This is a genomic window from Myxococcales bacterium (genome assembly GCA_016706225.1).
Lineage (GTDB): Bacteria > Myxococcota_A > Polyangia > Polyangiales > Polyangiaceae > JADJKB01.
This window is the reverse complement of record JADJKB010000003.1, coordinates 486287-499347: the sequence shown is the minus strand read 5'-3', so window position 1 is coordinate 499347 and position 13061 is coordinate 486287. Positions and strand designations below refer to the sequence as shown.

12 protein-coding genes are annotated in these 13061 nt (G+C 66.2%); 9 read left to right on the top strand and 3 right to left on the bottom strand.

Annotation, left to right across the window (positions count from 1 at the left end; all coding sequences use genetic code 11):
* Positions 1 to 19: 19 nt before the first annotated feature.
* The gene (locus IPI67_03980; GenBank protein ID MBK7579345.1) at positions 20 to 1336 is read right to left on the bottom strand and encodes a hypothetical protein; all 1317 of its coding nucleotides are present in this window, start codon (positions 1334 to 1336) and stop codon (positions 20 to 22) included.
* Between the two features lie 135 nt (positions 1337 to 1471).
* Between IPI67_03980 and IPI67_03975 the strand changes: the two genes are divergently transcribed.
* Positions 1472 to 3280: a cobalamin-dependent protein gene (locus tag IPI67_03975; protein MBK7579344.1), complete on the top strand. Its 1809-nt coding sequence runs from the start codon at positions 1472 to 1474 to the stop codon at positions 3278 to 3280.
* 183 nt (positions 3281 to 3463) lie between these two features.
* Here IPI67_03975 and IPI67_03970 read toward each other — a convergent pair whose 3' ends face one another.
* Both IPI67_03970 and IPI67_03965 read right to left on the bottom strand, forming a co-directional pair.
* Complete coding sequence (locus tag IPI67_03970; protein ID MBK7579343.1) at positions 3464 to 4408, bottom strand: M23 family metallopeptidase; 945 nt, start codon at positions 4406 to 4408, stop codon at positions 3464 to 3466.
* 45 nt (positions 4409 to 4453) lie between these two features.
* Positions 4454 to 5944, bottom strand: a complete 1491-nt coding sequence (locus tag IPI67_03965; protein MBK7579342.1) for an MFS transporter — start codon at positions 5942 to 5944, stop codon at positions 4454 to 4456.
* A 110-nt stretch (positions 5945 to 6054) separates the two neighbouring features.
* Here IPI67_03965 and lspA point away from each other — a divergent pair, with 110 nt between their 5' ends.
* The 8 genes from lspA (at position 6055) to hflC (ending at position 13053) form a co-directional block, all read left to right on the top strand.
* On the top strand, positions 6055 to 6528 hold the full coding sequence (gene lspA, locus IPI67_03960; protein MBK7579341.1) for a signal peptidase II: 474 nt from the start codon (positions 6055 to 6057) through the stop codon (positions 6526 to 6528).
* A complete protein-coding gene (locus tag IPI67_03955) occupies positions 6525 to 6983 on the top strand; it encodes a response regulator (GenBank protein MBK7579340.1) in 459 nt (152 codons plus the stop codon). The genes lspA and IPI67_03955 overlap by 4 nt, the downstream gene beginning before the upstream one ends.
* Before the next feature lie 23 nt (positions 6984 to 7006).
* A complete protein-coding gene (locus IPI67_03950; GenBank protein ID MBK7579339.1) occupies positions 7007 to 8440 on the top strand; it encodes a HAMP domain-containing protein in 1434 nt (477 codons plus the stop codon).
* Positions 8425 to 9831, top strand: coding sequence for a sigma-54-dependent Fis family transcriptional regulator (locus IPI67_03945; GenBank protein ID MBK7579338.1), 1407 nt, complete (start codon positions 8425 to 8427; stop codon positions 9829 to 9831). The genes IPI67_03950 and IPI67_03945 overlap by 16 nt, the downstream gene beginning before the upstream one ends.
* Before the next feature lie 74 nt (positions 9832 to 9905).
* Entirely contained in the window at positions 9906 to 10364 is a 459-nt protein-coding gene (locus IPI67_03940; protein ID MBK7579337.1) for a response regulator, read from the top strand.
* A gap of 60 nt (positions 10365 to 10424) precedes the next feature.
* Positions 10425 to 10598, top strand: a complete 174-nt coding sequence (locus IPI67_03935; protein ID MBK7579336.1) for a hypothetical protein — start codon at positions 10425 to 10427, stop codon at positions 10596 to 10598.
* 602 nt (positions 10599 to 11200) lie between these two features.
* Complete coding sequence (gene hflK, locus IPI67_03930; protein MBK7579335.1) at positions 11201 to 12205, top strand: FtsH protease activity modulator HflK; 1005 nt, start codon at positions 11201 to 11203, stop codon at positions 12203 to 12205.
* Positions 12202 to 13053 (top strand): protease modulator HflC, encoded by an 852-nt coding sequence (hflC, locus tag IPI67_03925; protein ID MBK7579334.1) that lies wholly within the window; start codon positions 12202 to 12204, stop codon positions 13051 to 13053. Before hflK ends, hflC begins: the two co-directional genes overlap by 4 nt.
* The last annotated feature ends 8 nt before the right edge of the window (positions 13054 to 13061 follow it).

Genomic DNA, 13061 nt, shown 5'->3' with positions numbered 1-13061 from the left:
GGCGGGGCCCCCCTGCCTCTCACTTCACGATCGTCTGACAGCCGAACTGCACCACGAGCTTCACGCCGCCCGTCGTCACGCCGGCTTGCTCTGCCGCGGCACACGACGCCGGACACAGGGTCACCTTCGTGGGGTTGACGTCGTCGTCGTAGTACCAGCCGCCATTTTGATCACACGCGCTCGCTCCGTTCACCTTGGGCAGCGCCGTCGTCGTCTGCCCGACCACGAGCACGTTCACCTTGCCGGGATCGAGCTTGCCCGTCTGCGGTTTGGGCAACGCGAGCGTGCACGAGAGCTTCGAGTACTTCACGACTGCGGTCGCGACGTCATCGAAGAACTGACCCCACGCGCTCGCGCCCGCGCAGATCTGTGCCCGGGCGCCGCCGGTCTTCAGGACCAGCGTGGTGTAGGTCGGGCCGGAGCTGGGCGGGGAAGAGCCACCGGGGTACTTGCACGTCACGTTGGGATCCGTGGTCGAGCCCCAGCCGTACAGCCCGCTGAAGACATAACCCGTGAACAGCCCGTTCCACGACGGATCCAGGATCCCGGGCGGCAGGGTCAGTGAGTTGAATGGGTTCTTCCCCCCAGCGAAGGTCTCGAAGTCCTGCGGGAGAAGGCGTGAGTTGTCGTCGCTCACGACGACGAAGGTCTTGGTCGCACTCGGTCTGAGCTCGGCCTTCCAGGCCTCGCCGCCCTTTGCCTCGCCGACTGCGTAGCCTGCGGTCTGCCCCAGCGTGCCCAGGATCTGCTCGAGCGGTTGTGTGCTCCGGATGTCGATGCTCGACTGGAAGAAGCGCGGACCGTTGCTGCAGTTCGTGTCCGCCGAGAGCGGCGGTGGAATACACACCGCGTAGCGGTTCGAGCCGGCGACCACCACCGGGTTCGTCTTGCTGCGCAGGCTCAGCATGATCACGCGGTAGTCGAGGTTCTTGCTGCCGATCAGGGCGGCGAAGGCGTTCAGCCCCTTGGTCACCTCGTCGATGGCGGGCTGCATGCTCACGGAGTTGTCGACCGCCCAGATGATGTCGACGGGCTGAAGCTCCGGAGTCGTCTCTTCCGTCGCGAACGCGCAGGCCGCGTCCGGATCGAAAGCCGCGTCGAGGTCTTGACCGTCCGCGCCTGCGTCGAAGTTGAGGCCGCCGCCACTGCCACTGGTGCCGCCAGCTCCGCTCGACCCGTCGACCGCCGAGCCGCCGCTGCCCGCCGCTCCGGCGTCGGCGCTGGCGTCCCCTGCGCCGCCGCCACTCCCGTCGTCGCTACCGGCTCCAGGTCCCGTTGCACAAGCGGCGAGCACGAGCGCAGCCATACCTCCGGACAACACTCGACCTAAAAACACCACGACGAAGCGTAGCACGGCCGCGCCGGCCGACCGCCTGCGCGCTCGCGGGCGGAGCGGCACAAACTGCAGATTTGCGCGGCGGGGTGTGCGCTCGGCGGGTCCGGCTCTATGCTCGGGGGCGAGCGGGACGAAATGCGCATCGCACTCCTGTATCCACCCCCGTGGAAGATCGGTCGGCCGGGTGAGGCTCCGCCGCCAAAGGGCGAGGGACCGCCCGCCGACTACCGCGAGGGAGATCTCGACTCGGATTTCTTCCAGACGCCCTACGGACTCTTTTCACTCGGCGCTCAGGCCATTCGAGAGGGTCACCGGGTGAAGGTGATGAACCTCTCGGGATTTGCCTGGACGCGCGTCGAAGAGGTGTTGCGGGAACTCGACGCCGATGTGTACGGCATGTCGTGCTGGACCGCGAACCGGCGTGGCGTCGCGTACGTAGCGCGGCTGCTCAAACAGCTGCGTCCCGGAGCTCCGATCGTCGTGGGCGGCCCGCACGCCACGCCTCTCGCAAGAGAGATGTTGGCGCACCACCCGGAAATCGATCTGGTCACGCTGGGTGAGTCCGAGGACACGTTCCGGGAGATCTTGGCGCGGGTCGCGGCAAAACAGCCGCTCGGCGGTATCGCTGGCAGTGTGTATCGCGAAGCGGAGCAGCCGGTGCTGGCAGCCGACCGCCCGGCCATCAAGGATCTCGACAGCCTCGAGTCGCCGCATCGGCACTTCGACACCCACATCGTGATGACGTCTCGCGGCTGTCCCTGGCAGTGTACGTTCTGCGGAGCAGAGACGAGCTGGGGTCGGGGGTTCCGCGGGCAGAGCATCCCCTACGTGCTCGACTCCATCGAGAGTGCGCTCGGGCGCTTGCCCGTGAAGATGATCCAGATCAAGGACGACACCTTCACCGCCAACCGCAAGCGAGCGCTGCAGATCTGTCAGGGCATTCGCCAGCGGGGGCTCCAGTTCCTGTGGAGCTGCGACACACGCGTCGACGTGCTGAGCGAGGAACTCCTGAAAGAGATGCGTCTCGCCGGCTGTCAGCGCTTGAGCCTGGGAGTCGAGAGTGGCTCACAACCGATCTTGGACGCCATCAACAAGAAGATCAGCGTGCAGGAGATCATCGACGCCGGCGAGCTCGCGAAGAAATACGGCATCCGCGTGCGCTTCTACATGATGCTGGGAAACCGCGGCGAGACGGCCGAGACCTTCCGCGAGACGCTCGGATTTCTCGAGCGTGCTCGGCCCCACGAGTACCTGTTCTCGTGCCTCTCGATCTACCCCGGAACGCTCGACTTCGACGACGCCGAGAAGGCCGGCTGGCTGCAGCGCGAAGCGTATTTCAGCGGAGACTTCCAGGAGCTGAAGACGCCATTCGACGCCACACCAGCGGACGCCAAGCTGATGAGCGACTGGTTCGCCAAGAACAAGGGCATCCGCGTCGGCTTTCGAGAGAGCACGGCGGATTTTCGCGCGGTCCTCGAGCGCCTGGGTGATCACCACGCCGCGCACCTCGATCTGGCGGGGGCACTCTATCACGAAGGGGATCTGGATGGAGCCGAGCGCCATGTCCAGCGTGCGCTCGAGCTCGGGCATCCGTGCCCGGGTTTGGGTCTGAACTACCTCGCGTGCATCGCCTACCGACGCGGTGACCTGCCCACGATGCAGGCTCGTTTCCTGGAAGCGGCAAAGGCAGACCCGCAGCATGACGTCTTGATTGAGAACGTGCAGAGGGCTCGCGCCTGGTTCAAAGCGCAGGGTCCCGAGCACAACCTGCCCCTCGAGCTCGAAGCCCGCCACGATTTTCTCTTGCTCGAAAAGAACCTCCAGCCGACCTTGCCCGGCCCACTGCCTGAAGACTTCGCGATCTGGAGAGAGCACGAGCTGCACGCTCCCGCCAAACCACCGGTGGTGGCCGGTGGCCGGCTCCGCGTCGTGGCTGACTACTAGTTCCCACTCCGTTGACGACAGCGTACGCCGCGCGACGCTCCTCACGGTCAGGACAGCCGCCGCCGGTCCCGGCCGGTTCTCGCACTCCGGCCCCAGTGGCCGATCGTGATCTGATCATGGCAAGACTGCGCACGTAATCCCAGGACTCGACCTCCGGCCGAGGGGCGCGTATCGAGCAATCGCTCAGTCCGGAAACACGATGCCCGTCGCGTCGCGCGACGAGAACGGCAGGCTCAGGCGACGCTCTCGCGGGAAGGTTCGCTCGAGCAGCGAGTGGTGGCCCGTGAACCGCGTTGGGTAGTAGCGCAGGTGGAACAACGTGTCGGCGGCGCGGCGCTCGAAGGGTTCGGTGCGGCCCAGCTGCACCCCGAGCTGGTGATCGCGGCAGCTCTCGATGGCCGCCCGCACGCCGTCTTGGCTCCAGGGGCTCGCTTCGACCGCCTCGCTCGGTGCGCCCGGAGCGACCGGGCCGGGCTCGTTCCCCTCGAGCCACAGCGGAACTTCGTCACCCCGGGCAAACGGATCTGCCGTCTCGCCGTTGAGCCACACGTTGAAGTGCACGTGCGGCGCGTTCCAGGGAAACGCGAACACCATGTCGATGCCCGACGCGCCGGAGAGGGCGATGGGATCGCCGCGTTGCACGACGTCGCCCGGCCGTACCAAGGCACGCGCCAGGTGGTTGCTGGTCGTCATCAGTCCGCGGCCGTGATCGAGCATGACCTTGAGCCCGCCGCGATTGAACTCACTCGAGACACGGACCACGTGCCCAGCCGCCGGCGCGACCACCAGCGTGCCGACCGGCACCGCGAAGTCCGTGCCGTTGTGGCTGTCGTACGTCAGGCGACCGCCCCGGAAGTCCTCGACCTGTGTGACCCGCACGGACCAGCCATCATCCGTCGGGGTGGGTGTGCGATTCACCAGGTTGTAGATGGGAATGCGCCGGTCCTTGCGGCGCAGTCGCGCCCACATTGACAGCGCAAGCAGCGGTTGGAAAACACGCAAGCTGCTCGGTCCGAAGCGGGACGGCGGCGTGTAAGGATCACCGCGCAGCGTGAGCGCCACCTCCCGCGCAGCTCGCCCGAGTGGCCGCACACCGAAGATCTCACCGAGCTCGAGGCGCTCCCGCATCTTTCACTCATGCCGCTTACCGACAGCAGCGTCAATCGAAGGCGTTCAACGCGGAGCGTGGGGGAGGGTGGCCGCAAGGGCCAGCACACTTAGCGTGACGGCGAGGCAGCACAGGGCGAGCTGGAGCCGCTGGTTGCGCCGGTCGCTCGCCTGCCAGCGCCGCAGGGTGTCGAGTGGCTCCTCGCGCTCCGGCACGGCGAAGATGAACAGCGACTCAGGACCACTCGCGGCGATGCGCGCTCGGCCACCCTGGTTTCGCTTTCGGCCGACGACGAGAGCCCGGGCACCCACCGGGATTTCCTCGAGCACGCGCCCCATCGGATCTTCCAGCATCGGAACCGAGCGACGAGCCGTCGAGCTCCAGATCGCGTCCGACGGATCGACCTCGATGCGGCGCTCGTCCGAGACCAGGACGAAGGTGTCGTCGACCACCACCGAGGTTTCCCCCTGGCTCACCACGCGGGACATGGCTGCGGCCACTCCGCTCACTCGGACCGGCGTCGGGTCTTCGACGGTGCCGCAGAACCGCTCCCAGTCGCCGTCCATCGATGTCTCCGTGTGGGCAGGGGCGTCGAGCATGATGCGCGCGTGGCGTCGGGGTTGCCGCGTGGCCCGCGCCGCGCCGAGGCAGGCGAGGATCCCCGCGACGGCGAAGGCCGCTGCGGACATGCCGGCCATGGACTGGCCGCCCGCCGCGAGCGCCACGGCGTGCGCACCGAGCAGCATGGCCAGAGCAATGAACAGCTGGATGGCCGCGATGATATCCAGAAATGTCTCGCCTGCTGCGGGCGCGCCGGGGCTGTCGGTGTCACGGCTGACGGACAAGCCGAAGATGACGGCGGAAGACAGCCCCGCGCCCCAGGTAGCCCAGAGCCAGGGGTCTCGCAGGAGCGCCGAGCCGAGCGCCGCGAGCACTATGATCACCAGCGCGCCGATCAAGAGGCTCTTCTTCGATGGCAAGCGACGCCGGGGCCGCTCCCGAGAAGTTTTCGCGAGCTTCGCCGCGGCGCGAGCCTGTTCGATGGCAGCGGCACCCTTGGCCACGCGGGTCGCGCGCACCTCGCTGAGCCTCAAGATCCGGCGTTCCCGGTAAGCGTCTTCCCCCGCCTCTAGCTGCTCGTCGGTGGGCATCCCGATCACCAACACTTCGTCGCCGGTGGCGACGCAGGCCCCGTCGACGGTGACCTTCACATGCGGGCCAGGGCCGCGACCACGGAAGGGTCTAGCCAGCGCGGTCTGCTCGACCTGCCGCCACGTTCCCCGCTCGCTCGTCTTCGGTGCGGAGAGGCCGTCACTCGGAAAATCCTCCAGGTCCACGCGCACCGTCGAGCCGTCCCTGAGCACGAGTTCGAAGGCCTCGCCGTGGCTCGCCTCGTTGGTGGAGCCCGCCGCGGCGAGCGTAGAACAAACCAGGACGACGCGCCCCGGTGGCTCATGCGGCGCCACCACTCCCAGGAGATCGACGCGCAAGGTCCGCGTGGTCCGTCCGAGGGCTTCGGCCGCCCCGCCGGGCAGAGAGTGATCCGAATCCAGCATGGTGCGCCCCGGAAGCTAGCGGATCCCCGCTCGTGTTTCATACCTGCGGCGTTTCCCCGCGCGAGAGCCGCAGCCGGGAATTATTCCTCTCCGCGGGAGTTCTCCGGTGGATGGGAAAGCTGCGCTGGTTCGGGTTCACCCTCGTGATGAGCGGGGTCGTGGGTTGTGATCACGCGACCAAACACCTGGCCACCGAGAACTTGAGCCAGCCGGTCAGCTTGGTTCGCGGGCTGGTCGACCTGCGGCTCGCTCACAACACCGACACGGCATTCAGCCTGCTGGGCGGCGTACTCGGCGCAGACATGCGCTGGTACGTGATCACGCTCGTGTCGCTGCTCGCCACGCTCGGCATGTGTTTCCTCGCTTTCCGCCACTGGCAACGACTGAACGTGGCCGGCAGGTTCGCCGCAGCGCTCGTGCTCGGTGGGGCCCTCGGCAACGTGACCGACCGCGCGCTCCGGGGTCACGTCGTGGACTTCATTCACGTCTCCTATTGGCCCATCTTCAACGTAGCGGACGTGGCCATCGTGCTGGGCGCGGCTCTCCTCTTGCTCGCCCAACCTGCCCGCGCGGCGCCGATATGATCGACACCCCGGCGCTCCGCACCCATCACGGGCGCACGCTCGCCAGCCGCGCGCTCAGAGTGCTCGTCGCCGAGGACGACCCCGAGTTCAGCGAACTGCTCGTGACTGCGCTCGCCAAGGACGGGCACGAGCTGTTCGTCGTCGACAGCGGGCATGCGTTGGTCCGGATCCTGGAGCAAGTCAGTGAGCGCGAGCTGGCCGAGCCCGACGTGATCCTCGCCGATGTCCGGATGCCCGGCCCTTCCGGGCTCGACACTCTGTGCAAGCTGCAGGGGTCACCGCTCGGCGCACGCGTGATCCTGATGACCGGCTTCGGCGATCAAGAGTTGCACGCTCGGGCCCGATCCGCCGGTGCTTACGCGGTCTTCGACAAACCCTTCGAGCTGGATGACCTGCGGGTCGCGGTCCTACACGTGAGAGCGATGCGTGACGCTGGAATGAAACCGCCGGGCTAGACGCTGAGCGAGCGGGCGCTGCCATGAAGCTCACGCGAAAGCTCACGCTGTACATCGCGTTTGCGGTCATCGCGGTGCTTTCACTCGGGGCTTTCATCCGTATTCAAGGCGAAGCGCGGCTGTACGAGGCGGATCTGACCCGCGATCACGACGTGCTGGGACGCGCCCTGTCCGCGGCGGTCAGTGAGGCCTGGCGCGTTCGCGGGCGCGCTCTGGCCCTCGATGTGGTGGCCCACTCGGACTCCCCGGACGACCCTGTTCACCTCCGCTGGGTTGACACCAGCGCGGAGCCGAGAGGTCTCCATACCGTCGGGTTCAGCCCCGGTGAGCGTTCGCTCTTGAGTCTGGGTCAGGTCGTTCACCGGGTGGTGCCGGAGCCGACCGCGGAGCTCGTCAGCTACGTGCCACTGTCCGGAAGCGCCGGACAGACCGGGGCGCTGGAGATCTCGGAGTCGCTGACGGGGCGCGATCAGTTTCTTCGGCGGATCATGCGGAGCACCCTGCTGCTCACCGCTGCCATCGGCGGAGTGTGTATCTTGCTCGCGTTCGGCCTGGGTACCTGGATCGTGGGTCGTCCGGTGCGGGCTCTACGTGACAAAGCGAGGAGCGTAGGCGCCGGTGACTTCGAGACGCCGGTCCGGTTGTCCCAGGACGACGAGCTAGGGGAGCTCGCCCGGGAAATGAACGCCATGGGTGACCAACTCTCGACGGCAAAGCGGCATACCGAGGCCGCGATGAATGAGCGGGCTCAGGCGTTGGAGCAGCTGCGGCACGTCGAGCGCCTCGCTACCGTTGGACGCCTGGCGTCCGGCGTTGCACACGAGCTTGGCACACCGCTCAACGTGATCCAGGGCCATGCCCGGCTGATCGAGACGGGACAGGCGGATGACATCGGCGATTCCGCCGCGGCGATCGCGCGTCAGACCCAGCGCATCACGCTGATCATTCGCCAGCTTCTCGACTTCTCTCGCCCGCGGTCGGCGGTCAAGGCCCCGGCGGACCTCGTGGCGCTCGCGCGGGAGACCGCTGCCATGCTGAAGTCGAGCGCACTCAAAGCGCAGGTTAGCTTGGAAGTCGAGAGTCCCGACGGCGCGGTGTCGGCGTCGGTCGACGAATCCCAGATCTTGCAGGTCTTGACCAACCTGGTCCTGAACGCGATCCAGGCGAGCTCGTGCGGCGAGCGCATTGTGCTTCGAGTCAGCCGACCCGACGACGCCCGCGCGTTGGTGGAAGTGGTCGACGCTGGTCACGGCATGACGGCTGAGGTCATGGACCACCTGTTCGAACCGTTCTTCACTACCAAAGAGGTAGGGATGGGGACCGGTCTCGGCCTGGCTGTTTCATACGGCATCGTGCAGGACCACCGAGGCAAGATCGCGGCGCACTCGGTGCTGGGCCAGGGGACCACGTTTTCGCTGCTGCTTCCCCGAGGAGACGAGGCATGCCGAGCCGCTTGATCTTGGTCGAAGACGATCCCGACCTGCGAGAATTTCTGAGCTCGCAGCTCTTTCGGCGCGGGTATGAGGTGTTCGGCGCGGCCTCGGGTGAGGAAGCACTCGGACACTTGGCGACGGACTCTGCCACGTTGGTGCTCACCGACGTCGCGCTCAGTGGAATGAACGGCATCGACGTGTGCCGTCGTGTCTGGGAAATGGGCCGCGACGTTCCCGTAATCGTGGTCACGGGCCACGGCAGCCTGGACGTGGCGGTCGAGGCACTGCGCGCCGGCGCGGCGGACTTCATCACCAAACCCGTGGACGTCGACGTGCTGTGTATCGCGATCGAGCGCGCGCTCCAGGCCCGCGCGCTGCGGGACGAAGTTCAGCGTCTGCGGGAATCGGCGACGACCGCGAGCATTGGTTCAATGGTCGGCCAGAGCGAGGTGATGCAGCGGACGTGCGCCATCTTGTCGCGGGTCGCGGCGACGGACGTCTCGGTGCTCTTGACCGGCGAGAGTGGGACAGGCAAGGAGGTCTCCGCGCGAGCGCTTCACCAGCAGAGCCGGCGGGCTGAGCGCCCCTTCGTGGCGGTGAACTGCGCCGCGCTGCCGGAGCACCTGCTGGAGAGCGAGCTCTTCGGCCACGAGCGCGGCGCCTTCACCGACGCCCGCTCCGATCGGGTTGGGCTGTTCGCCCGCGCGAATGGTGGCACACTGTTTCTGGATGAGATCGGCGAGCTGCCGCTGGGGCTGCAGCCGAAGTTGCTCCGAGCGCTGCAAGAGCGGACCGTGCGTCCGGTTGGAGGGGACCGCGAAGAAGAGGTCGACGTGCGCCTGGTCACGGCGACCAACCGCGACCTGGATGCCGCGGTTGCGAGCCACGATTTTCGTGAAGACCTCTTTTATCGTATCAACGTCGTGGGCGTTCACCTTCCGCCCCTGCGCACCCGCGGCAACGACGTCCTGATCCTGGCGCATCACTTCATCGACAAGTTCGCCCGCGCGACTTCCCGCCCCGTCGTGGGCATGACCGAGAGAGCTGCTGCGTGTCTGCTCGCTCATTCGTGGCCAGGAAACGTCCGGGAGCTGGCAAACAGCATGGAGCGGGCCGTGGCGCTGACCGCGTTCTCCGAGATCACACCGGAGGACTTGCCGGATCGTGTACACAAACCCAACAGCCCCAGCGCCTTTCCCGGCGCCGAGGCCCGGGAGCTCTTGCCCATGGCCGAGGTCGAGCGTCGACACATTCTGTTCGTCTACCGAAGCGTGGGAGGCAACAAGAGCCAGGCGGCACAGGTTCTTGGGCTCGATCGCAAGACCCTGCACCGCCGACTCGAGCAATATCAGGTAGAGAGCGCGTCCGGTGGGGAGCGGCGACTGGGGAACGTTGACCCAACTGCGGAGACCTGACCCGAGCATCACCAGCCAAGCCCGCGACCTCGGGTGATTCGAGCTTGGGCATGGCTCGTGCACTCACCGCCTCCATGTCCAAACCGTCATCGTCGGAACCGGGCCTCGAAGCCGCTGAGCGCACCAGGGGTCTCGTCGGTCGCGTGCTCCTGGCCGAGGACAACGATGAGCTGCGTTGGCTCCTCGCTCGAGCGCTGAGACGCGATGGCCATCAGGTGATCGAAGTGAGTGATGGCTGCGAGCTTCTGGACCAGCTGGCGCGTGAGGTCCGGGATGACGGCAAGCTGGAGTTTGCCGACGTCATCGTCAGCGACATTCGCATGCCGGGTTACACGGGAATTGCCGTCCTGCATGGGCTTCGTCAGAGCGGTTGCACGGTGCCGGTGGTGCTGATTACCGCCTTCGGTGATCCCGAGACGCACGAATCGGTCTCGCGCATGTCGTCGGCGCTGTTGCTCGACAAGCCGCTCGACGTGGAAGAGCTGCGGCGAGCCGTTCAAGCGGCGCTCGAGCACAAGTCGTGCGCCGCTTGAGGGGAAAGTTCTGGCCCGGCCTTTGGCCGAGCCTGATGAGAGAAGAAGGAGAAATCGAAAATGCTACGTTCGAAGTTGGGTCTCTTTACATTGGCCGCCGGCCTCGCGGTCCCCGCGTCCACGGCGTTTGCGTCCACCGCGTCCGCGGCTCCCGCCGCCGCTCCCGCGAAGAAGACGAAGCCCGCAAAGAAAGCGCACAAGGCACCGAAGAAGGACCCCAAGGGCCCCAAGTGACCTGACTCGGCCCGAGAAGGGGGCCCTAGGGGGGGGAGGAAGAGGAGGTGCTGATTCGCTCGAAAATACCATCCCGAGAACGAGCGCGGGGCTCCCGCGCCGAGAGCGACATCATGACGACGGCCTGTCGCCCGCTCTCGGCCACGGAGCCTCGCGTTTCGTGTCTGTTCGCGAGGCTCGAGTTGAGCAGTCTTGCGACGCTCAGATCGCGATGGGCATGAGCGGCGAAAACCCACTTGAACTACCGGCGAGGCCGGCGGATGCCTCCTCTGGCCTGGGATGAGTCGCGAATTTCTGGCAGGTCGCGCCGAGGATAACCTCGAAGAAACCCTGTCGCAGCAGCGCTTCCGCTGCGCGAAAGCGCACTAGAACACCGATCAGCTTGCGCTGCTCGTGTTCTAGGACCTTTACGTTGGGACTGCGCCCCAAACCCCCGGCCTTCGGCCGTGCGCGCTCCGCGCGCGAGCGCCGAACAGCTTGCAAGTCCCGGAAAACAAACGACGTTCAACCTGTTCGGCGCTCTAGTCGAGGCTAGGTGAGAGTGGCGGCGCTCTCCCGATCCGGGTTGCAGTTCAGAGCCCACGAGGCCATGAAGGGCCTACATGCAAAACCCGTGGGACTCGAACGGCGGCGGACCGGACGTTGGCCAGGTCATCGGACAGGTGTCCGCGACGCTGAAGAAGAACGCCCGGAGCTTCGGACCAATCGTGCTCGGCATCATCCTGTTGGTCATTGCGGCCACCGGCATCTACAGCGTGGGTCCAGGCGAACAGGGTGTGGTGCGCACCTTCGGACGCGAGTCCGGCAAGACCGGCCCGGGCCTGCACTATCGCGTGCCGCTGGTTCAAAATATCGACGTGGTCAACCTCGAGCAGATCCGCCGTATCGAGGTGGGATTTCGTGGCAAAGAGCGCGTTCCCACCGAGGCGCTGATGCTCACCGGCGACGAGAACATCGTCGAGGCTCAGATCATCGTGCAGTACCGCGTGACGGATCCGAGCAAATACCTGTTCCGCATCAAGGATCCAGAGGACACCCTGCGTGCGACGGCCGAGGTCGCGCTGCGCAGCATGGTCGGCCGCACCAACATCGATGACGTAATCACGACCGGCCGCGACAGCGTGCAGGCCGAGACGCGGGCGTGGCTGCAGAAGCTGATGGACGAGTACCAGAGCGGCGTGAGCATCACCGAGGTGAAGCTGCAGGCCGTGGACGCGCCCGACGAGGTGAAAGAAGCGTTTCACGACGTCGTGCGCGCCCGGGAAGAGAAAGAACAGCTGATCAACCAGGCCAAGGGTTACCAGGCCGACTTGATCCCCAGGGCCCGCGGTGAAGCGCGCAAGATGGAGCGCGAGGCGGAAGGGTACAAGGAGCAGCGGGTGCTCCGGGCCAACGGTGACGCGCAGAAGTTCGACTCCGTCTACGCCGAGTTCAGCAAGGCCGAGCGGGTGACACGTCAGCGGCTCTACCTCGAGACGATGGAGCGCATCTTGGCCAAGATCGACAACAAGGTGATCGTGGACAAGGACCTGGCCAAGGGCGCGGTGCCGATCCTGCAACTCGGTGCCCAGGGCACGGCCGCGGTCGTGACGGGAGCTGCAAAATGAAGTTCGGGGCGCTTCTGCTGGCAGTCTTGGCCATCATCTTGGTGGGGCAGTCGACCTTCCAGGTCGACGAAGGAGAGCTCGCCATCGTCACGCAGTTCGGTGAGTTCAAGCGCACGGTGGATGCGCCGGGCCTCTACTTGAAGACACCGTTTGCGCAGACCGTGACACGCATGGAGCGGCGGATCATGGGCAGTGATACCCCGCCCGCGGAGTACCTGACCCTCGACAAAAAACGCCTGGTCGCTGATCCTGTCACACGCTGGCGGGTGGTCGACCCACTCGTCTTTTTCAAGACGGTTCACGACGAGACCGGGGCCAAGGCCCGGCTGGACGACATCATCAACAGTGAGATGCGGCGTGAGTTGGCGAGCCGGGACTTCGGACAGATCATCGGCAACGAGCGCGACCCGATGATGCAGCGAGTGGCCGCGGCGGTGCGGACTCAGACCAAGGAGTTTGGCATCGAGATCGTCGACGTGCGGATCAAGCGCGCGGACTTGCCCAAGGAGGTCCAAGAGAGCGTGTACGCCCGCATGCGCGCCGAGCGTGATCGTGTGGCGAAGCAGTACCGCTCCGAAGGTGAGGAAGAGTCGGCGAAGATCCACGCCGACACCGACAAGGAGAAGACCATCCTCCTGGCCAAGGCCTACGAGACGGCCCAGAAGGCCCGGGGCGAGGGCGACGCGGAGGGCACCAAGATCTACGCGCAAGCCTACGGCAAGGCGCCAGAGTTCTACGCCTTCCTCCGCAGCCTCGACACCTACGAAAAGGCCATGGGCCAGCAGACCAACCTGGTGCTGTCCACTGGCTCGGACCTGTTCCAGTACCTGGCGCAGCCCAAGCAGTGAGCCGGCGC

Bases quoted from the DNA above. Each gene is read 5' to 3' on its own strand.
- IPI67_03965 (MBK7579342.1), bottom strand. From the start codon at position 5,944: ATGCTGGATTCGGATCACTCTCTGCCCGGCGGGGCGGCCGAAGCCCTC.
- IPI67_03955 (MBK7579340.1), top strand. From the start codon at position 6,525: ATGATCGACACCCCGGCGCTCCGCACCCATCACGGGCGCACGCTCGCC.
- IPI67_03935 (MBK7579336.1), top strand. From the start codon at position 10,425: ATGCTACGTTCGAAGTTGGGTCTCTTTACATTGGCCGCCGGCCTCGCG.
- IPI67_03970 (MBK7579343.1), bottom strand. From the start codon at position 4,408: ATGCGGGAGCGCCTCGAGCTCGGTGAGATCTTCGGTGTGCGGCCACTC.
- IPI67_03950 (MBK7579339.1), top strand. From the start codon at position 7,007: ATGAAGCTCACGCGAAAGCTCACGCTGTACATCGCGTTTGCGGTCATC.
- IPI67_03975 (MBK7579344.1), top strand. From the start codon at position 1,472: ATGCGCATCGCACTCCTGTATCCACCCCCGTGGAAGATCGGTCGGCCG.
- IPI67_03945 (MBK7579338.1), top strand. From the start codon at position 8,425: ATGCCGAGCCGCTTGATCTTGGTCGAAGACGATCCCGACCTGCGAGAA.
- hflK (MBK7579335.1), top strand. From the start codon at position 11,201: ATGCAAAACCCGTGGGACTCGAACGGCGGCGGACCGGACGTTGGCCAG.
- IPI67_03940 (MBK7579337.1), top strand. From the start codon at position 9,906: ATGTCCAAACCGTCATCGTCGGAACCGGGCCTCGAAGCCGCTGAGCGC.
- lspA (MBK7579341.1), top strand. From the start codon at position 6,055: ATGGGAAAGCTGCGCTGGTTCGGGTTCACCCTCGTGATGAGCGGGGTC.
- hflC (MBK7579334.1), top strand. From the start codon at position 12,202: ATGAAGTTCGGGGCGCTTCTGCTGGCAGTCTTGGCCATCATCTTGGTG.